Below are 19,449 nucleotides of genomic sequence, written 5' to 3'. Positions count from 1 at the left end.
AGCGCCCCGTCGAAGCATGCCCCATTGGTCCCGCCGCCTGAATGCGTCGGAGGGCGGGGGTATCGCGACGGGGCGGCTGTTGGCCGGAGTTGCCGTCACGGCGCTGATGCTGGCGCCCCTGCCCGCTTCGGCCCAGCAGATCGGGCCGATGTCGGTGATCGACTGGCTGCGCCCCGGTGAGCGGGCCGAGGCCCCCGGTGCCTATCCGCTGACTCCGCCGGGCGCACGTGTGGCTGATTCGGCGATCTCGGTGCGGCCGCTGGATGCGCTGCGCCCCGAGGCCATCGGGTTGTTTCCGGCGGCGCGGGTTGGTTTGCCGTCGAACCTCTGGGGCGCGACCCCCGCCGATACGCTGGCGCAGCTGATCACGGCGCTGCCCACCGATATGCTGCCCGCTCTGCGCGATCTCAGCCTGCGGCTTTTGCTGGCCGAATTCGACGCGCCCCTGCCCGAGGCGATTGCGCCAACTATTGCTCCGGCCATGGCTCAGGCAGATGACCACGCCCCAACCGGTGCCCCCACCCGAGAGCGGCCCGATTTCCTGATGGCGCGGATCGACAAGCTGATCGAATTCGGCGCGCTCGACCAAGCCGCCGCGATCCTCGACGCTTTGGACCCCAGCGATCCGCATCTGCGCCTGCGCCGGTTCGATATCGGGCTGTTGCTCGGCGATGAGCACCGCGCCTGCGCCTCGGTCCTGCTGGATGAGCCGCCGATTGGCGATGATGCGGCAATGATCTTCTGTCTGGCCCGCGAGAGTGAATGGGACAAGGCGCTGAACCTTTTGCATGAGGCCGAGGACGCGCAACGACTATCGCCCTATTTGGTTGATCTTCTTGAGCATTTTCTGGACGGGAACGAGCGACTGCCCGGTGCCGCGACGCTGCTTCCGCCGCCCTCGGGCACGCCCAGCCCGCTGGTCTGGCGCCTGTTGGAAGCCACCGGCGATCAGGTGCCGACGCTGGGTCTGCCGGTCTCTTATGCCCATGCCGATCTGCGCGGCACCATCGGTTGGCGCGCCCAGCTTGAGGCCGCCGAACGGCTGGTGCGCGCCGGAGCGCTCTCGCCGAACCGCTTGCTCGGGCTCTATACCGAACGCCGCGCCGCCGCCTCGGGCGGCATATGGGAGCGCGTGCGGCTAGTGCAACGCTTTGATACCGCGCTGCATTCCGGCGACACCGAGGCCACCGCCGCGGCCCTGATCGAGGTTTGGCCGCAAATTCAGGCGGGCGAGCTGGAAGTGCCGATGGCCGAATTATACGCGCAAAGCCTCGGGCAGATGGCGCTGAGCGGCGCCGCCGGCGCGCTGGCGTTTCGCGTCGGGCTGCTGTCGGACAGCTATGAAACCGTCGCCCTTGGCCGTGATATGGAGCGCGCCACCTCCGAAGAGCGGTTTCTCGCTGCGGTGGCGCGCGGCCTTGATCCCGCGCTTCATAATGGTGCGATGACCGGCGAGGTCGCGCAGGCGGTGGGCGAAGCCTTCGCCCGTGAGGCCCTGCCCGCGGCCGAGACGCTGGACAGGCTGGCCGAGGGGCGTCTGGGCGAGGAGGTGCTGCGGGTGTTGATCCAGTTGGGTGGGCCCGCCGATCCGCGGATGCTGGCCGAGGGGCTCAGCGTGCTGCGCTATCTCGGGCTTGAGGATATCGCGCGGCGCACAGCGCTGGAAAGCCTGCTGCTGAATCGGCGGGGCTAGGCGATGCCCAAATCCGCGCCCACACCCATCGCCGATGACGCGCGCAGTATCTCGACCTTCCTTGAGGCCATCGCCGCCGAGAACAGCGCCGCGCGCAACACGCTGCTGGCCTACGGGCGCGATCTGCGCCACGCCGCCGAGTGGCTGGCCGACCAGCAGGCGACGCTGGGCACGGCGGATGCGGCGGCAATTGAAACCTATCTGGTCGCGCTGGATGCCGAGGGCCTCTCCCGCGCCACCCGCGCGCGGCGGCTCTCCTCGCTCAAGCAATTCTACCACTTCGCCTATGACGAGGGCTGGCGCGCGGATAACCCCACCCTGCGCATTGACGGGCCGGGACGATCCGCGCGCTTGCCCGGCACGCTGACCCAGGACGAGGTGGCGCGGATGCTCGATGTGGCGCGCAATCACGGCGCCGATGCCGCAACCAAATCGCGCAACGCCTGCCTGTTTGAACTTCTCTACGCCACCGGCCTGCGGGCCACCGAACTGGTCAGCCTGCCCGACAGCGCCCTGCGCGGCGCGCCGCAAATGATGATGGTGCGCGGTAAGGGCGGCAAGGACCGGCTTGTGCCCCTCTCCGATCCGGCCCGGGCAGCGGTTGCGATCTGGCTGGTCCACCGCGACAAAGCCGAGGATCAGGCCCGCGCCAAGGGCAAGCCCGTCTCAAAGTTCCTGTTTCCCGCCCGCGGCGTCAAAGGCCATATGACCCGCGAGCGGTTCTTTTTGCTGGTCAAAGAGGTCGCCGCGAGCGCTGGTCTCGACCCGACCCGCGTCAGCCCGCATGTGCTGCGCCATGCGTTCGCTACCCATCTTTTGGCCGGTGGCGCCGATCTGCGGGTGATCCAGACGCTGCTCGGCCATGCCGATCTCTCCTCAACCGAGATCTACACCCATGTGCTTGATGAACGCCTGCGCGCCTTGGTGATGGAGCATCACCCGCTGGCCCGCGACTGAATCAGGTCGCATGCTTAGGCATGGGCGCTTTCGCCGCTCAGGAATGCTCTTCGGCGGCAATCGCGGCCAGCGCCTGATTGAAGGCGCGCAAGGCATCGACATGGCTCAGGCAACCGACCACCCGCGCGCCCTCGCCCGCGCCCACCGAATTCACCACCGCCAAATGCGAGGCGCCGGTCTTGTCAAACCGGCGCAGGGCCTCGCGCAGCAGCCCCTTATGGTCAATCGCCATCCCGTCCTTGGCCAGATCCTCCAGCACCACCTGCGGCAGGGCTTTCGGGCTGCCCGGACGGCGGGTGACATGGGCGATGCCGACCAATTGCAAGAGATATTCCTGCGGCCCCTGCGCCACTTTCACCCCGCGCCGCGCCAATTGCTCCAGAAAGAACGAGCGTTTAACAAAGCGGCTGGCGACAGCGGTGGCGGTGGAAATCGCGGCCAGCACGGCAATCGCAGTCTGCCAGTCGCCGGTCAATTCAAACACGATCAAAGTGGTCGAGACCGGCGCGCCCAGCACCGAGGCCGAGACCGCGCCCATACCGGCCAGCGCATAGGTGGTGGCGCTGCCGGAATAGGCGGGGATCATCGCGGTGGCGATCAGCCCGAAGGCCAGTCCGGTCAAAGAGCCGACCACCAGCGCGGGTGAGAACACGCCGCCGCCCATCCGCCCGCCCAAGGTGATCGCCACCGCCACTACTTTCAGCACCGCGATGATGATCGCCTCGCGCAGCAACATCTGGCCGGTCAGCGCGAGCGTGGTCACCTCATAGCCGATGCCGATGACCTGCGGCGCAAAGATCGCGATGGTGCCGACCAGCGCCCCCGCAATCGCGGGCAACAGCCAGCGCGGCAGCCCTGTGCGCGACAAAAACACATCGCCCATATCCTCGGTCCAGAAAATCGCGCGCATCAGCACCACCGCGACCAGCCCGCAAACCAGCCCGAGGATCAGGAACGCCGGTATCTCCCAGTAAAACGCCACCATATTGCGCACCGGCAGGATGAATTCGGCAACATCGCCAAACACCAGCCGGTTGACCACGCTGCCCATCACCGAGGCGATGGCGATCGGGGCGAAAGCGCGTAGGGCGTAATGGCGCAGCACCACTTCCATGGCGAAAATCGCCCCGGCAATCGGCGCATTGAACGAGGCCGAGACCGCCCCCGCCACCGCACAGCCCAAAAGATCGCGGCCGGTGACCCCGCTGGCGTTGATCCGTATCGCCATCCATGTCGAGATTGTCGCCGCCAGATGCACCACCGGCCCCTCGCGCCCGCCCGAGCCGCCCGAGCCCAGCGTGATCATCGACGAGAGCGCCGAGGCCAAGCCCTCGCGTAATTCCACGCGGCCCTTGTGCAGCGCCGCGCCCTCGATCACATCGGCCACCGCGCGCACCCGTCCGTCGGGGGTAAAGAGATGCAAGATCACCCCGACCACCAGCCCACCCGCCGCGGGCAAGGCCACCAAAGCATACCACGGCAGATCGAGCGCGGCGCTGAAGACATTGGAATCCGGTGCGCCGTAAAGCCAGCGCTCGAGCATCAGAATCCCTGTGCGAAATCCCAGCGCCGCGACGCCCGCGCCGACGCCGAGAAAGAACGCCAGCACCCAGAACAGCGCCTGCCCCGGCCCGCGTGAGCGCAATTGCCGCCAGGCAATGCGACCGCGCCGTCTCAGCCGGTCCAATCTGGTTTTTACCGCTGCAATCAACCCCGCACGCCCTCTCTGGCCTCCCTGCCCTCGTGGTCCCGGACCCCGTGCAAAGCGCAGAACCGGCGCCGTTGCAAGCTTTAGGTTGCACTGGCGCGGGGCGCGAGCGCGCGTTAGGGTCCAAAAATCGCCCCATGGAGCCCTGATATGACCGCCAATCCGACCGCCACAATGACCGCCAAAACCACCGCCTTTGACGCAATTTCCGCGTTGCTCGGCAGCCGCTTTACCCAATCCCAATCCGACCGCGACATCCACGGGCGCTCGGAAAGCCATTTCGCCCCGATGCCGCCCGATGCCGTCGCCTATCCGCGCTCGACCGAGGAGGTCTCTGCCATCGCCAAAATCTGCTCAGGCGCCGGCATCCCGCTGATCGGCTGGGGTACCGGCACTTCGCTCGAGGGTCATGCACTGGCGCCGCGCGGCGGCGTGACGGTGGATTTCAGCCAGATGGATAAGGTGCTGGATGTGGCGCCCGAGGATATGGTCGCCAGCGTGCAACCGGGCGTGACCCGCGAGGCGTTGAACACCGAATTGCGCGCCACGGGGCTGTTCTTTCCGGTCGACCCGGGTGCGAATGCCAGCCTTGGCGGGATGGCGGCGACACGGGCCTCGGGGACCACGGCGGTGCGCTACGGGACGATGAAAACCAATGTGTTGGGGCTTGAGGTGGTGCTCGCCGACGGGCGGGTGATCCGCACCGGCACAAGGGCGCCGAAATCCTCAACCGGCTATGATTTGACCAGCCTGTTTATCGGCTCCGAGGGCACTTTGGGGCTGATCACCGAGTTGACCGTCAAACTCCATGGCCAGCCCGAGGCGATGCGCGCGGCGGTCTGCGCCTTCGATAATATGGAGGGGGCGGTGAATGCGGTGATCGCGACCATTCAATCGGGCATCCCGATGGCGCGAATTGAGTTTGTCGACAGCGCCAGTGCGGCCTATTTCAACAAATCAAGCGGCGGCGACTGGCCCGATGCGCCGCATCTGATGCTGGAATTCCACGGTAGCGAAAGCGGTGTCGCCGAACAGGCCGCACGCTTTGGCGAGATTGCCGAGGATTTCGGCGCGCAGGGGTTTCGCTGGGCGGAAAAGACCGAAGACCGCAACGCGCTCTGGGCGATGCGCCATAATGCCTACCGCGCAGCGCTCACCGCCTATCCGGGGCGCCGTCCGATCACCACCGATATCTGCGTGCCGATCTCGAAACTGGCCGAAGCGGTCGAGGAAACCGCCGAGGAAATCGCCGCCTCGGGCATCCCCGGCCCGATCGTCGGCCATGTCGGCGACGGGAATTTCCATGCGCTGTTATTGCCCTTGGAGGGCGACGCGCAGGAATGGGAGCGGGCACAGGCGCTCGCGGCGAATATGGCCGAACGCGCGCTGCGCCTTGGCGGCACGGTCAGCGGCGAGCACGGGATCGGCATGGGCAAGATGAAATATATGGCCCGCGAGCACGGCGAGGGCTGGGCGGTGATGGGCGCGATCAAAGCCGCACTTGATCCCGAGGGGGTGATGAACCCGGGCAAGCTGCTGGCGGGGAATTAGGCGCGTTTGGTGCTGTTAGAGGCGTTTTATCGGGGCATCGAACCCCGATAAAACGCGCGGGCCCGCCCGCACCGGCCAAGGGGGTTTTCCACCCCCTTGGGAACCCCCGAGGATATTTAGGGCATAAAGTGGGCTTAGGCGTTGAACAGGAAGTGTAGCACGTCGCCGTCTTTGACCTCATAGGTCTTGCCCTCGACGCGGAATTTGCCCGCCTCTTTGGCGCCGGCCTCGCCGTTGCCGGCCACGTAATCGTCAAAGGCAATGGTTTCGGCGCGGATGAAGCCTTTTTCAAAGTCACCATGGATCACGCCTGCCGCACCCGGCGCCAGCGTGCCCTGGGTGATCGTCCAGGCGCGGGCCTCTTTGGGGCCGACGGTGAAATAGGTTTGCAGGCCCAGAAGATCGTAACCGGCGCGGATCAGACGGTCGAGACCGGCCTCTTCAAGGCCCATTTCAGCGAGGAACATCTCGGATTCCTCGGCGTCGAGCTGGCTGATCTCTTCCTCGATCCGGGCCGAGATCACCACCATGCCCGCGCCCTGCTCAGCGGCCATTTCCGCCACCCGCGCGGTCTGGCTGTTGCCATCTGCCGCCGAAGCTTCCTCGACGTTGCAGACAAAGAGCACCGGTTTCGCGGTCAAGAGTTGCAACATGCGCCATTCTTTGGCGTCCTCGGCCGAGACGGTGATCGAACGCGCCGGACGCCCCTCTTCGAGCGCCTTTTGCGCCATGGCCAACAGGCGGTCCTGGTCGGCGGCCTCTTTGTCGCTGCCCTTGAGTTTGCGCGCCAGATTGGCGCGGCGGCGCTCGATCGATTCCAGATCGGCGAGCATCAGCTCGGTCTCGATGGTCTCGGCGTCGGCGACAGGATCAATCTTGCCCTCGACATGGGTGATATCATCGTCTTCAAAGCAGCGCAGCACATGGGCCACCGCGTCGCATTCGCGGATATTGGCCAGAAACTGGTTGCCCAGCCCCTCACCGCGCGAGGCACCGCGCACGAGGCCCGCGATATCAACGAAGGTCAGCCGCGTCGGGATCGTCTGTTTCGAGCCCGCAATCGAGGCCAGCGTGTCGAGCCGCGCATCGGGCACCGCCACATCGCCGACATTCGGCTCAATGGTGCAAAACGGAAAATTCGCCGCCTGCGCCGCTGCGGTTTTGGTCAATGCATTGAACAGGGTCGACTTGCCGACATTCGGCAGACCCACGATGCCCATTTTAAAGCCCATCATTCCCTCCGGCGCTTGATCGCGCTGCTTCTAGGGCAGGCAGCGGGGCGAGGCAAGGCGAATGGGCGTCAGAACGGTTTGACGACGACCACCCAGAGAATGGCGATCACGCCGATCACGCTGGCCTCGTTGAAAATACGCAAGAACATATCCGACTCGCGAAATTCGCCGCGGCGGGCGCGCACGACCATGACGCCGGTCCAGACGTAATGTCCGGCCAGTAAGAGCACCAACGCCAGTTTCAGATGGGTCCAGGGCGCGAAGCTCCAGACCTGCCACGCCAGCAGCAAACCGGTGAGCAGCGCGATCACCCCGAGCCCCGCCGAAAACCGGTAAAGCCGCACCGTCAGATCGCCGGTCGGGCCGAACTCGCCGAGCCGTGCATATTCGCGCTTCCAGTAGATCAGCGCGCGGGGCACGGCGAAAATGCTGGTCATCCAGCCCATCACGCAGAGCAGATGTATGATTTTGATCCAATCCATGCCCCGTGATTGCCCAAAGCACCGCGAGGGTGCAAGGGGAAACGCCCAGCGACGGCGGATCCCGCCCGAGAGCCCTTGATTTTCCGCTGCCACACGTGCAAGCCCTAACCGGCATAAGACGGGGACCGCCATGACCAGAATTGACGCTACATTTGCCCGCCTGCGCGCCGAAGGGCGCAAGGCTTTCGTGACCTATATCATGTGCGGTGATCCCGATCTGGAGACCTCTCTGGAGGTGATCAAGGGCCTGCCCGCTGCCGGTGTCGACATCATCGAGCTGGGCATGCCCTTCACCGATCCGATGGCCGATGGCTCGACCATCCAACTGGCCGGTCAACGCGCGCTTGATGCCGGTATGACGATGGATAAAGTGCTGGATGCGGTGCGCGAATTCCGCCGCGAGAACAGCACCACGCCGATCGTGATGATGGGCTATTACAACCCGATCTATTCGCGCGGCGTCGACCGGTTTCTGGCCGAGGCGGTCGAGGCGGGGATCGACGGGTTGATCGTCGTTGACCTGCCGCCCGAAGAGGACGCGGAACTCTGCATTCCGGCGCAGAAGGCGGGGATCAACTTCATCCGGCTGGCGACGCCGACCACCGACGACAAACGCCTGCCGAAAGTGCTCACCAATACCTCGGGCTTTGTCTATTACGTCTCGATCACCGGCATCACCGGCGCGGCAGCCCCACAAGCCGCCGATGTGGCGCCGGAAGTGGCGCGGATCAAGGCGCAGACCGATCTGCCGGTGATCGTGGGCTTTGGCATCACCACGCCCGAGGCCGCGCAAGACATCGCGGCGATTGCCGATGGCTGCGTGGTCGGCTCGGCGATTGTCAGCCAGATTGCGGCGGGCAAACCGGTGGGTGACGTGCTGGCCTTCGTCGCGGATCTGGCGGAAGGCGCGCATCGCGGCTGAGGCCCTGACCTAGCGGCACGGGGTTACCCGCGCGCGGGCCACAGTTGCATTCGCAAGCATATGCGCAGAAGATGGGCGGATCCCTTGCGAAAGGACCGCCCCCGATGCCCCGATATCACCCGCTTCTCGTTGCGCTGCATTGGCTGCTGGCGGTGATGATCCTTGTCGCGCTGGTCATGGGTGGCACGGTGCTCAAGGGCACGCCGAACAGCGATCCGGCAAAGGTGACTGCGCTGATGCAGCATATGAGCGCGGGCATCGCGATCCTCGCCTTAATGGTGATCCGGCTGCTGGTGCGGCTGCGCTCGGCCAAACCGCCACCCGCGGATATCGGCCACACGCTGCTCAATATGCTGGGCGTGGCGATGCATTACGCGCTCTATCTCGCGGTGTTTGCCATGGGTATCTCGGGGATTGTCACCGCCAATATCGCCGGTCTGCCCGAGATCGTGTTTTTCGGGGCAGACCTCCCCCTGCCCGAGAATTTCCGCGGTATTCAGGCCCGTGCCGCGCATGGGGTGATCTCGAAACTGCTCTGGCTGTTGATCGCCCTGCATGTCGCGGCGGGGCTTTATCATCAGCTGATCCGCAAGGACGGGCTGTTTGCGCGCATGTGGTTCGGCAGAGGTGCCTGAGGGCTGTGACGGAGCGGTTTTGGCAGGGTGCTTGCCAGCCCGCGGCACAGGCGGTAAAGATTTCTGACCAATCCGCTGCGGAGAGAGCAATGCCCGTCATCACCACCGTCGAAGACCTGCGCAAAATCTACCAGCGCCGCACCCCGCGCATGTTCTATGACTATTGCGAATCGGGCAGCTGGACCGAGCAGACCTTTCGCGATAATGTCAGCGATTTCAGCAAGTTACGCCTGCGCCAGCGGGTGGCGGTGGATATGAACAACCGCTCGACGCGCTCAACGATGATCGGCGAGGATGTGGCGATGCCGGTGGCGCTGGCGCCGGTCGGACTGACCGGCATGCAAAGCGCCGATGGCGAGATCAAAGCCGCCAAAGCCGCCGAGGCCTTTGGCGTACCCTTTACCCTCTCGACGATGTCGATCTGCTCGATCGAGGATGTCGCGGAACACACCACGCGGCCGTTCTGGATGCAGGTCTATACGCTTAAAGACGATGACTTCATGCGCCGGCTGTTTGACCGCGCGAAGGCGGCGAATTGCTCGGCAGCGGTGATCACGGTGGACCTGCAACTGATGGGCCAGCGTCATAAGGATGTGAAAAACGGGCTGAGCGCGCCGCCGAAACTGACCCCGAAAAGCATCGCCAATATGGCCACCAAAGTGCATTGGGGCCTGGGCATGCTGGGCACCAAGCGGCGGTTCTTCGGCAATATCGTCGGCCATGCGAAGGGCGTCACCGATCCCTCGTCACTGACAACCTGGACTGCCGAGGCCTTCGACCAGTCGCTGGATTGGGACCGCATCCGCCAGTTTCGCGCGATGTGGGATGGCAAGCTGATCATCAAGGGTATTCTCGACGCCGAGGATGCCAAACAGGCGCTCAATGTCGGCGCCGATGCGATCATTGTCTCGAACCACGGCGGGCGGCAACTTGATGGCGCGATGTCCTCGATCCGCATGCTGCCGATGATCATGGATGCGGTCGGCGACAAGATCGAAGTGCATCTCGACAGCGGCATTCGCAGCGGGCAGGACGTGCTGAAAGCTTTGGCATTGGGCGCCAAGGGCACCTATATCGGGCGCGCCTTTGTCTACGGGCTGGGCGCGATGGGGCAAGAGGGTGTGACCAAAGCGCTGGAGGTGATCCACAAGGAGCTGGATCTGTCGATGGGCCTGTGCGGAGTGCAGGACGTCAACGCCCTGAGCCGCGACAATCTCTATGTGCCGCAGGGGTTTGAGGACCCGAGGGTGCTGCTCTAGGCCAAAGGATTAGGGGGCGTTGCCCCCTCGCCTTGCAGGCTCACCCCCAGGATATTTTTGGACAGATGAGGGCGCGGGGCTATTCGGCCGCCTTGAGGGTGAAGCCGCGTTTGACCATATCGCTGGGCACAATCGGGTATTCGCCCGAAAAACAGGCATCACAAAACTGCGGGCAGCTATTCGACCGCCCCTCGGCCTCGCCCGCGGCGCGGTAAAGCCCGTCCAGCGAGACGAATTTCAGGCTCTCGACGCCGATATAGTCGCGCATCTCCTCCTCGGTCATCCGCGCGGCCAGCAGTTTTGAACGTTCCGGCGTATCGACCCCGTAGAAACAGGGCCACATGGTCGGCGGCGAGGCGATGCGGAAATGCACCTCGGAGGCGCCGGCCTCAAGGATCATCTGCTTGATCTTCAGACTGGTGGTGCCGCGTACCACGCTGTCATCGACCAGCACCACGCGTTTACCAGCAACCAGCGCGCGGTTGACGTTGAGTTTCAGGCGCACACCCATGTTGCGGATCTGCTCGGAGGGCTCGATGAAGGTGCGGCCCATATATTGGTTGCGCACGATCCCCATCGCATAGGGAATGCCGGATTCCTGACTATAGCCGATTGCCGCCGGTGTGCCGCTGTCGGGCACGGGGCAGACAAGATCGGCCTCAACCGGCGCCTCGCGGGCCAGTTCCACGCCGATCTGGCGGCGGGTTTCATAGACCGAGCGGCCACCGAGGCTGGAATCGGGGCGGCTGAAATAGACCTGCTCGAAGATACAGAAGCGCGAACCTCGGGACTGGAAGGGATGCGTCGAAGTGACCCCCTCCGCGCCGATCACCACCATCTCGCCGGGTTCGATCTCGCGCACGAATTCGGCACCGATGATATCGAGCGCGCAGGTCTCGGAGGCCAGCACCCAGCCCTCGCCCAGCCGCCCCAGCACCAAGGGCCGCACGCCCAGAGGATCGCGCACGCCGATCAGCTTGGTGCGGGTCATCGCGACAATCGAGAACGCCCCTTCGACGCGGCGCAGCGCATCTTTCAGCCGTTCGGCAATCGTCGTCTGATAGGAGCGCGCCATCAGATGAATGATGCATTCGCTGTCGCTGGAGGACTGGAAAATCGACCCACGCTCGATGAGTTCACGGCGCACGGTGCCGGCATTGGTGATATTGCCGTTATGCGCAATCGCCGCGCCGCCCATGGCAAACTCGCCAAAGAACGGCTGCACATCGCGGATTGAGGTCGAGCCTTTGGTGCCGGCGGTGGAATAGCGCACATGGCCGATGCCGATGGTGCCGGGCAGAGTCTCCATCACTTTCGTCGAGGTGAAACTGTCACGCACAAGGCCGAAACGATGCGCCGAGTTGAAACCGCTCTCGGGCGCATAGGTGATGATCCCGCCTGCCTCTTGTCCGCGGTGCTGCAGGGCGTGCAGCCCGAGCGCGACAAAATTCGCCGCATCGGTCACACCGATGGTGCCAAAGACGCCGCACTCCTCTTTCAGCTTGTCATCATCAAACGGATCGCTGAGCCAAGGCTGCATATCCTGCTCCCCAAAATCTGGCGCTGCATTGATTGCGCTCCGTTTAGGGGCTTGGTGGGTTCGGGGCAAGGGGGCGCATCCAAATGCTGCGAAAATCTGGCATCCCGGACGCATGTTATTGGCCCGCACACGGACGGGTTCGGCATTGAAAAACCGGCAGAAACCGGCACGGCCAAGCGCAGAACAAAAAAGCGCGACCCGAAGGCCGCGCTTTTGAAACTTGTGAGATAAGGCGTCGCCGTGACGACAGGCCTTAGCGCTTCGAGAACTGGAAGCTACGGCGGGCTTTGCGGCGGCCGTATTTCTTACGCTCAACGACACGCGAGTCGCGGGTCAGGAAGCCCGCAGCCTTGAGCGCACCGCGCAGGCTGGGATCATAGAGTTGCAGCGCTTTCGAGATACCGTGCTTGACCGCACCGGCCTGACCCGAGAGACCACCACCAACAACCGTGGCCATCACGTCGAACTGGTTCTCGACACCGGCAATCTGGAACGGCTGGCGCAGGATCATCTGCAGCACCGGACGGGCGAAATACACGTTGATCTCTTTGCCGTTCACCGTGACCTTGCCCGAGCCGGGCTTGATCCAGACACGGGCAATCGCGTCTTTACGCTTGCCGGTGGCATAGGAGCGACCGAGTTCGTCGCGCTGGGGTTCACGGGCAGGACCGGCATCCGCGGCGACCGAAGCGTCAGCAGCGGCAGTGGCGGTTGCAGCACCGGCGACGGCATCTTTCAGCGCGTCGAGGGATTTGATCTCGTCAGCCATTATTTTGCGCTCCGGGTGTTCTTGTTGTTCAGCGCCTTGACGTCGAGGACATCGGGCTGCTGAGCTTCATGCGGGTGATCGGCACCGGCATAGACGCGCAGATTGGTCATCTGCTGGCGGCCCAGACGGTTGCGGGTGATCATCCGCTCGACGGCTTTGGTCACCACGCGCTCGGGGTGGGCGCCTTCGAGCAGCTGCTCGGCGGTGCGGAACTTAATCCCGCCCGGGTGGCCGGTGTGCCAGTAGTAACGCTTGTCGGTGCGCTTGTTACCGGTCATCTGCACCTTGTCGGCGTTGATGATGATAACATTGTCACCCATGTCGAGATGCGGCGTGAAGGTCGGCTTGTGCTTGCCGCGCAGCAGGCTGGCGACGATCGTGGCGAGACGGCCCAGAACAACGCCTTCAGCGTCGATCAGGATCCATTTCTTCTCGATCTCCGCCGGTTTTGCGGTGTAGGTTTTCATGGTATGCCCTGAAAATTGATACGAGGTACGGGTAGCGCGCCGAAGCCCGCGCCGAATGAGCGTGTTTTAGCGGATTAGCGTGCAGGGTCAAGACCAAACACCCAGCAATAAATGAGTGTTATCAGCGCCTTATAAGTTAGGTATTATAATACCCCACTTTTCTACGCTGTTTTCACCCGCAAAACCGCACCCTGTCGCTACGGGTCAACCGACCTGCTGGCTCTGGCCGTTGCCGCCACTCTCGGTGTCACCCTCACCGAGCGGGATACTGGACGCCCCGGCCTCGGCTTCGGTATTGGCCAGCTCTTCAGGCTCTGCCCAAGTGATCTTGCGGTGGTCGAACCCTTTTTTGATCGTCGGCTTCACCACCGCGAAATAGGGCGAGAGATCGAAATCGCGCGGCATGAACATCGAGTAATGCCGGATATGCCAGACCTCGCGATGGTGCCATTTGCTGGCACCTGCGGCGCTGCTCATCTCGATGGTGGGCAGGATCGGGTAGTTGACCGACTGGAAAGCCTGCGCGATCAGCGACGAGCAAATCGCCCGCGTCGGATCACCGGCGCCAAAGCTCATCATCCGCCGCCGCCAGCGGATCGGGATCGGCGGAAACGGCAGCAGATAGCGCGCCAGATCAAAGATATTGCGCTTGTCATACCGCAGCCCGATACGCTCTTCGGCATAGCGCGCCACCGCCTTGCGCTCGTCGTCATCAAGGCTGACCGCACGGCATACGCGGGTATTGAAGCCTTTGTATTTGGTCAGCGGGATCTTATGGCAACCCTCTTCCAGCGTCACCTCGATCAACTCGCAGGGCGCGCCCGAGGTTTGATCCGAGACGCAAAGCGCCGCATGCGACCATGTGCTTTGGGTCAGATATTTGATCCCCGACGAGATTTTCGCCCGCCCCTCGACCAGCAACACATCCCCGACCCGCAGCATCTCGCAGAGCGCGTCGAAATCCTGCGAGACATAGGCCTGACGCTCGGGCCGGTCGAATTCAAGGTATTGGCCGAGAAATTCGCCAATGCGGTCAAACATACTCTCCTCCAACCCGCTGCCACCTGCGCATATGCCATACGCCTGCGCCGCTGCGGGCCTTACATCTGCCTATCTGAGCTTTGGCGGGCGGTCGGGGTCAAGACCGGGATTTGCGCCTGCGGTTTCGGCGCTGATGATCTGCTCGTCGCGCGGCGCATAGGGCGCGGGCGCAAGCGCCAGACCGACGGCGCGGATCGCCTCCAAGGCCGCCTCATCGGGAAACAACACATCCAGTGAGCCCGCCTCCAGTCCCGAAAGAGACAGCGCCTCGACCACCGCGCGGGCGACCGGCGCATGGGCGGTATCCGGCAAGCCCGAAAGCGCCAGAATATGCCCGCGGGTGCCGTCCTGCCAATCGGCGCGCGCCAGTATCGCATCCTGTAATCCGGGCAATCCCGGCAGATGCGCCTCGAGCGCGGGCTGCAACAGCGCCATCACCGCGGCGGGCAACTCGGGTTTCGCAATCCGCTGCGGCACCGCTTCGGCGTGTTCCGGCGCCGCGACCGCCAGCGTTTCATCCAGCCATGCCAGCGCTTGCGGGGCCAGTAGCGCAGCATGCTCGGTATCCGGCGCGATCAACAGCGCCAACCCTTCGGGCGATTGCGCCAGCATTGACACCAGCACCCGCCCGGGCAGCGCCGCATAGGCCGCCGCCTCACCGGCGAAATTGGCCAGCCGCATCTCCGAGCCAAAGGCCAGCACCGCCCGCCCGTCGCTCAGGTCAAACACCTGCGGGCGCATATTCTCGCCCTCGACCTCCTCTTCGAGCAGCACAAACAGCTCGGCGCGGCTGAGTTCGGAATGGAACCGCAGGCGCGTCGGCGTGTCCTCGGGATTGGCGGACATGGCGCGCATTGCGGCGTCCAGAGCAGGGGTCAAAGTCTCGGTCATATCCACAGCCAGTTCAGGGCAAATTCTGCGGCCTCGCAATAAGGCCCCATAGGATTTCTGCGTTTTGCCCGCCAAAGTAAACCCCGCGCGCCCTGCCAGCCGCCGATAACGCAGCGCAGCCCCATGAGAACACGCAGTTTTCACTACACCATTGGCCGCAAGTCGGGCATACTGCACCCCTGATCCGGCCGTATGCACTGCTGACTGCGACAATTGTCAGGATTATTCCGGCCGCAAGAAAAGACCCGTTAAACCCGCCGTGCCATAATGCCACGCAACGGGAGGGTATATGAGGCGCGTCGATGCTGGAGTTCTACAACGTCAGCAAATCTTTCTGGACCGGGAAGACCAACAAGGTCATCCTGCATGAAGCGTCATTCCGCATTGAGCTGGGCAATTCGATGGGCATTCTGGCGCCCAATGGCTCGGGCAAAACCACGATCATCAATATGATGGCGGGGCTGGAAAAACCCGACGACGGGGTGATTACACGCAGTTGCCGTGTGTCCTTTCCGCTGGGCTTTATGGGCGGCATCAACCACCGCCACACCGCCACCGAGAACGCCCGCTATATCGCGCGGCTTTATCAGTTGGACCCTGACGAGGTTGAGGCTTTCTGCCGCTGGCTTTGCGATATCGGCGATTATTTCGACATGCCGGTGGGCACCTATTCGCAGGGCATGCGCTCACGGTTTGCCTTCGCGCTGATGCTGGGGATCGAATTCGACCTCTATCTGGTCGATGAGGGCATGCCCGCCACGACGGACGTAAAATTCAACCGCCGCGCCGGTGCGATCTTGAAAGAACGGCTCGATGACGCCACGGTGTTGATCGTGTCGCATCAGGCCGAAACATTGGAACGCTACTGCAATTCGGCAGCGGTGCTCAGCGGCGGGCAGCTCAATTTCTTTGACACGTTGGAAGAAGCAAAAGCAATCTATGACTACGAGACCCAAAGCTAGACGGTTCCGCCTGCGCCTTGGCGACGAAGGCAGCGATGCATTGCGCACCAATGTCGCGCCGCAGCGCACGCAGGACGCCGACCAGACACCGGCCCGTGCACAGACCCGCGCACAGGCCAGACCGCAAGCGCCTGCCGGTGCCGCCGCCGCTGGCGCATCCTCCGGTGGCTCTGGTTCCGCAGAAGGTGCCGCGCCCGCCTCGACCGAGGCCGAGCGGCAGGCCCGTCGCGCCGCCGCCGCGCGTCCGGTGACGCCCGCTGCCGCAGGTGAGACCGCGCCCCAAGACGCATTGTTTGACGAGGGTGCCGCCGACACCGCGCCCGAGCAAACCCCGAACCGCCCTGCCCCGCCAGCGCATTCGCGCCGCAGGGACACCCCGCGCGCGCCCGCCGCCAAACCCGCGCGGCCCGAAGCGCCCGCGACGCCCGAAGCCAGTGCCCGCAGTTCTAGCAGTGTCACCACGCCCGAACGCACCACCGCCGATCGCACCCCAACCGATCACAGCGCCGATGTCTCCGGCTCTGCCCGTGTCGAGGCTGAAATCGAGGCGATCCGCGCCGAGGAACTGACCGGACGCCAGATGCGAATGGCGATGCGGGTGGCGCAACGCCACGGGATCAAAGCGACCTCGGGGCTAGAGGCCGTGCGGCTCTTGCGGTTGCGCGGGATCGACCCCTTCGAGCCTTCGGCCCTTCTGGATATCGTGCGCGACCAAAGTCAGGCCAGCTCCAGCCGCGCCCTGACCACCACCGAACAACCGGCCCTGCCCAAAGCCTATAGGCAGCCGAAACCGCCCGCCCATCTGCCCCCCACGGGCAGCGATGCCGAGGCCACGCGGCGCGGGGAAATCTCGCGCATTCAACAAGATATCGCCCGCCGCCGCCGCCGCCGGATGCTGCTGCTGGCCACCCGCCTGATGGTCTTTGTCGGCCTGCCAACGCTGCTCACCGCATGGTATTTCTACGTCATCGCGACTCCGCTCTATGCCACCAATTCCGAATTCGTCATCCAACAGGCCGAGGTGCAATCCACCGCCTCGGCGGGTGGTTTGGCCGGGATGATGGGCGGCGGCGCTCTGGGCGGCATGCATGACAGTGTGACGGTGCAAAGCTATCTGCAATCTCGCTCGGCGATGCGGCGGCTCGATGAGGAACACGGGTTCAAAGCCTATTTCCAGCAGCCCGATCTCGACCCCCTGCGCCGCCTCGCTCCCGATGCCACCGATGAGGCCGCCTTCCGGCTCTATCAGGACGTGGTGCAAGTCAGCTATGATCCGACCGAGGGCGTCATCCGCATGGAGGTGATCGCCGCCGATCCCGAAACCAGCGAGGTTTTCGCCCGCGCGCTGGTGCAATACGCCGAGGAACAGGTCGATCAACTGACCCAGCGATTGCGCGAGAACCAGATGCGCGACGCGGTGGAAAGCGTCGAAATAGCCGAGACCAATATGCGCGACGCGCAACTGCGGGTGCTGGAACTGCAAGAACGCTATCAGGTGCTCTCAAGCGAGGTCGAAGTGACCCTGCTCACCCAGCAGATCACCTCGCTGGAAACGCTGCTCAATCAGGAACGGCTGACGCTCGATGACCTGCTGGCCAATGCGCGGCCCAATCAGGCGCGTCTGGCGCAGTCGCGGAGGCGGATTTCCACGCTTGAGGGTCAGGTCGCGGAACTGCGCGCCGCGCTCACCCAAGGCGGCGACGATGGCACCTCGCTGGCACGGGTGCAGCGCGAATTGGTGATGGCCGAAAGCGATGTTGCAACGCGGCAGATGCTGATGGCGCAGGCGATGCAAACCATGGAATCCGCGCGGATGGAGGCCAATCGGCAGGTGCGCTATCTGTCGATGGGGGTCAGCCCGATCGCCCCCGATGAACCCACCTATCCCCGCGCTTTCGAGAACACCGCGCTGGCGTTTTTGATCTTTTCGGGGCTCTATCTGATGATCTCGATGACCTCGGCGATCCTGCGCGAACAGATAACCGGCTGAGCGCCGCCACGTGATCGCCGCGTGATCGCCGCCGCATATGCCAGCGATTGGCGGGCAACCGCACGTCCTGTTGATCTGGGCAAAATGGGTCTGGTCCCGCGTAAACGGCTTGGCTACTCTGTGGGCAATACATTCAACCCAAAGGAGTTTTCACATGCGTTTGATCAGTCTCGCAGCAGCCGCCACCGCGGTCACGCTGGCCGGTTGTGTCGATGTCGATATGACCACCACGATCACCGGCGCCGATAGCGCCACATTGACCGGCTTTATGGAAGTCGAGACCGAAATCCTCAATATGATGGGCGGCGCCGAGTCCTTCTGTGACGCCGAAGAAGGTGGCACGCTGGAAATGACCGACACGGTCGCGCGCTGCAATATGCTGGTCGAGGGCAGCTTTGCCGAAGTCTTCGAGGGCGAGCCCGGTGAGCCGGTGCCGACCGCGACCGACCTTGGCGATGGCACCGTGCGGATTGAATTCCCGCTGGGCGAAATGACCGCCGAGACCGGCGAAATGCGCGAGGATCCGCAGGCCGCGGCGATGATGCGCCCGATGCTCGAGGGGCATTCCTTTACCATGCGCGTCGCCGGTGCCGAGATCATCTCGACCAATGGCACCCTGTCGGATGATGGCCGCAGCGCCTATTTCACCTTCCCGCTGGTAGACGTGCTGAGCGAGGATTTCTCGGTGCCGGACGTGTTTGAAGCGGTGGTCCGCTACTGATCCCCGTCCTGCGCGGCAAGTCCCTCTAAGGCCTTGATCATCCGCGCAAAAGACGCGCGCGCGCCCTTGGACATATGGCGCGCGCGCAGATAGCCATGCACCATGCCCGGCTCTTCGGTCAGCTCCACCGGCACGCCTGCTTCGGCCAGCCGCGCGGCATATTCCACCGAATCTGACGCCAGCGGATCGGCCTCGGCCGAGAACAGAACCGTCGGCGGCAGATCACCGAACGCCTCGGCATCCAGCGGCACCGCGGTGACATCGCGCGCGGGCATGCCGCCGTCAAACCGCATCGCGCCATAAAACTCCATATCCGCCAATGTCAGCATCGGCGCAAAAGCATGGCGCGCGTAGCTGGGCAATGTGTGATCACGGCCAAAGCTGCCATAAATCAGCATCTGCCCGATGATATCATCGCGCGTGGCCGAGACCGAGGCCGCCAGATTGGCCCCCGCGCTATCGCCCGCCAGTAACTTCGGCCCGACAATCGCCTGCGCCACCGGATCGTGTCCCAGGAACTGGTGTAACTTTGTTCTTCGGCCTTGGCTTGGCCGCAGTTACAGGGCGGCGATTGTCGCCGGGTCCATGGAGGTAGTGTCGCAAATGGCGGCGACGGTTTCCAGCGTCAT

At 64.0% G+C, this 19,449-nt stretch carries 18 protein-coding genes; 9 read left to right on the top strand and 9 right to left on the bottom strand.

Going from position 1 to position 19,449, the window contains the following annotated elements; all coding sequences use genetic code 11:
* Positions 1-79 precede the first annotated feature (79 nt).
* Both DDE20_RS10140 and DDE20_RS10135 read left to right on the top strand, forming a co-directional pair.
* A complete protein-coding gene (locus DDE20_RS10140; RefSeq protein ID WP_133240342.1) occupies positions 80-1,693 on the top strand; it encodes a hypothetical protein in 1,614 nt (537 codons plus the stop codon).
* Between the two features lie 3 nt (positions 1,694-1,696).
* A complete protein-coding gene (locus DDE20_RS10135) occupies positions 1,697-2,650 on the top strand; it encodes a tyrosine recombinase (RefSeq protein WP_116558392.1) in 954 nt (317 codons plus the stop codon).
* 37 nt (positions 2,651-2,687) lie between these two features.
* On the opposite strand, the gene DDE20_RS10130 is transcribed toward DDE20_RS10135, so the two are convergent.
* On the bottom strand, positions 2,688-4,337 hold the full coding sequence (locus tag DDE20_RS10130; RefSeq protein WP_240607974.1) for a chloride channel protein: 1,650 nt from the start codon (positions 4,335-4,337) through the stop codon (positions 2,688-2,690).
* Between the two features lie 171 nt (positions 4,338-4,508).
* Between DDE20_RS10130 and DDE20_RS10125 the strand changes: the two genes are divergently transcribed.
* A complete protein-coding gene (locus DDE20_RS10125; protein ID WP_240607972.1) occupies positions 4,509-5,909 on the top strand; it encodes an FAD-binding oxidoreductase in 1,401 nt (466 codons plus the stop codon).
* A 134-nt stretch (positions 5,910-6,043) separates the two neighbouring features.
* Here DDE20_RS10125 and ychF read toward each other — a convergent pair whose 3' ends face one another.
* Positions 6,044-7,141, bottom strand: a complete 1,098-nt coding sequence (ychF, locus tag DDE20_RS10120) for a redox-regulated ATPase YchF (RefSeq protein WP_116558390.1) — start codon at positions 7,139-7,141, stop codon at positions 6,044-6,046.
* Positions 7,142-7,209: 68 nt separating this feature from the next.
* On the bottom strand, positions 7,210-7,623 hold the full coding sequence (locus DDE20_RS10115; RefSeq protein ID WP_116558389.1) for a CopD family protein: 414 nt from the start codon (positions 7,621-7,623) through the stop codon (positions 7,210-7,212).
* Between the two features lie 130 nt (positions 7,624-7,753).
* Here DDE20_RS10115 and trpA point away from each other — a divergent pair, with 130 nt between their 5' ends.
* The 3 genes from trpA to DDE20_RS10100 all read left to right on the top strand — a co-directional run bounded on the left by trpA (position 7,754) and on the right by DDE20_RS10100 (position 10,439).
* Complete coding sequence (trpA, locus tag DDE20_RS10110; protein ID WP_116558388.1) at positions 7,754-8,545, top strand: tryptophan synthase subunit alpha; 792 nt, start codon at positions 7,754-7,756, stop codon at positions 8,543-8,545.
* 104 nt (positions 8,546-8,649) lie between these two features.
* Positions 8,650-9,180 (top strand): cytochrome b, encoded by a 531-nt coding sequence (locus DDE20_RS10105; RefSeq protein WP_116558387.1) that lies wholly within the window; start codon positions 8,650-8,652, stop codon positions 9,178-9,180.
* 89 nt (positions 9,181-9,269) lie between these two features.
* Complete coding sequence (locus DDE20_RS10100; RefSeq protein WP_116558386.1) at positions 9,270-10,439, top strand: alpha-hydroxy acid oxidase; 1,170 nt, start codon at positions 9,270-9,272, stop codon at positions 10,437-10,439.
* 79 nt (positions 10,440-10,518) lie between these two features.
* Here DDE20_RS10100 and purF read toward each other — a convergent pair whose 3' ends face one another.
* The 5 genes from purF to DDE20_RS10075 form a co-directional block, all read right to left on the bottom strand.
* Complete coding sequence (gene purF, locus DDE20_RS10095; protein ID WP_116558385.1) at positions 10,519-11,979, bottom strand: amidophosphoribosyltransferase; 1,461 nt, start codon at positions 11,977-11,979, stop codon at positions 10,519-10,521.
* A gap of 253 nt (positions 11,980-12,232) precedes the next feature.
* Positions 12,233-12,748 (bottom strand): 30S ribosomal protein S9, encoded by a 516-nt coding sequence (rpsI, locus tag DDE20_RS10090; protein ID WP_116558384.1) that lies wholly within the window; start codon positions 12,746-12,748, stop codon positions 12,233-12,235.
* Positions 12,748-13,215, bottom strand: coding sequence for a 50S ribosomal protein L13 (gene rplM, locus DDE20_RS10085; RefSeq protein ID WP_116558383.1), 468 nt, complete (start codon positions 13,213-13,215; stop codon positions 12,748-12,750). Before rplM ends, rpsI begins: the two co-directional genes overlap by 1 nt.
* A gap of 204 nt (positions 13,216-13,419) precedes the next feature.
* Positions 13,420-14,256, bottom strand: coding sequence for a YiiX/YebB-like N1pC/P60 family cysteine hydrolase (locus DDE20_RS10080; RefSeq protein ID WP_116558382.1), 837 nt, complete (start codon positions 14,254-14,256; stop codon positions 13,420-13,422).
* A gap of 69 nt (positions 14,257-14,325) precedes the next feature.
* A complete protein-coding gene (locus DDE20_RS10075; protein WP_116558381.1) occupies positions 14,326-15,147 on the bottom strand; it encodes an SseB family protein in 822 nt (273 codons plus the stop codon).
* A gap of 302 nt (positions 15,148-15,449) precedes the next feature.
* Here DDE20_RS10075 and DDE20_RS10070 point away from each other — a divergent pair, with 302 nt between their 5' ends.
* The 3 genes from DDE20_RS10070 to DDE20_RS10060 all read left to right on the top strand — a co-directional run bounded on the left by DDE20_RS10070 (position 15,450) and on the right by DDE20_RS10060 (position 18,820).
* Positions 15,450-16,109 (top strand): ABC transporter ATP-binding protein, encoded by a 660-nt coding sequence (locus DDE20_RS10070; RefSeq protein ID WP_116558380.1) that lies wholly within the window; start codon positions 15,450-15,452, stop codon positions 16,107-16,109.
* Positions 16,087-18,099 carry a capsule biosynthesis protein gene (locus tag DDE20_RS10065; RefSeq protein WP_133240341.1) on the top strand — a complete coding sequence of 671 codons (2,013 nt, stop codon included), beginning with the start codon at positions 16,087-16,089 and terminating at the stop codon, positions 18,097-18,099. The genes DDE20_RS10070 and DDE20_RS10065 overlap by 23 nt, the downstream gene beginning before the upstream one ends.
* A 154-nt stretch (positions 18,100-18,253) precedes the next feature.
* Complete coding sequence (locus tag DDE20_RS10060; RefSeq protein ID WP_116558378.1) at positions 18,254-18,820, top strand: hypothetical protein; 567 nt, start codon at positions 18,254-18,256, stop codon at positions 18,818-18,820.
* Here the strand turns inward: DDE20_RS10060 and DDE20_RS10055 are convergent.
* A complete protein-coding gene (locus DDE20_RS10055; RefSeq protein WP_165814483.1) occupies positions 18,814-19,320 on the bottom strand; it encodes an alpha/beta hydrolase fold domain-containing protein in 507 nt (168 codons plus the stop codon). The genes DDE20_RS10060 and DDE20_RS10055 overlap by 7 nt on opposite strands.
* Positions 19,321-19,449: the final 129 nt, after the last annotated feature.

The organism is Pararhodobacter oceanensis, assembly GCF_003076755.1.
Lineage (GTDB): Bacteria > Pseudomonadota > Alphaproteobacteria > Rhodobacterales > Rhodobacteraceae > Pararhodobacter > Pararhodobacter oceanensis.
This window is presented reverse-complemented; position numbering and strand designations above follow the sequence as displayed.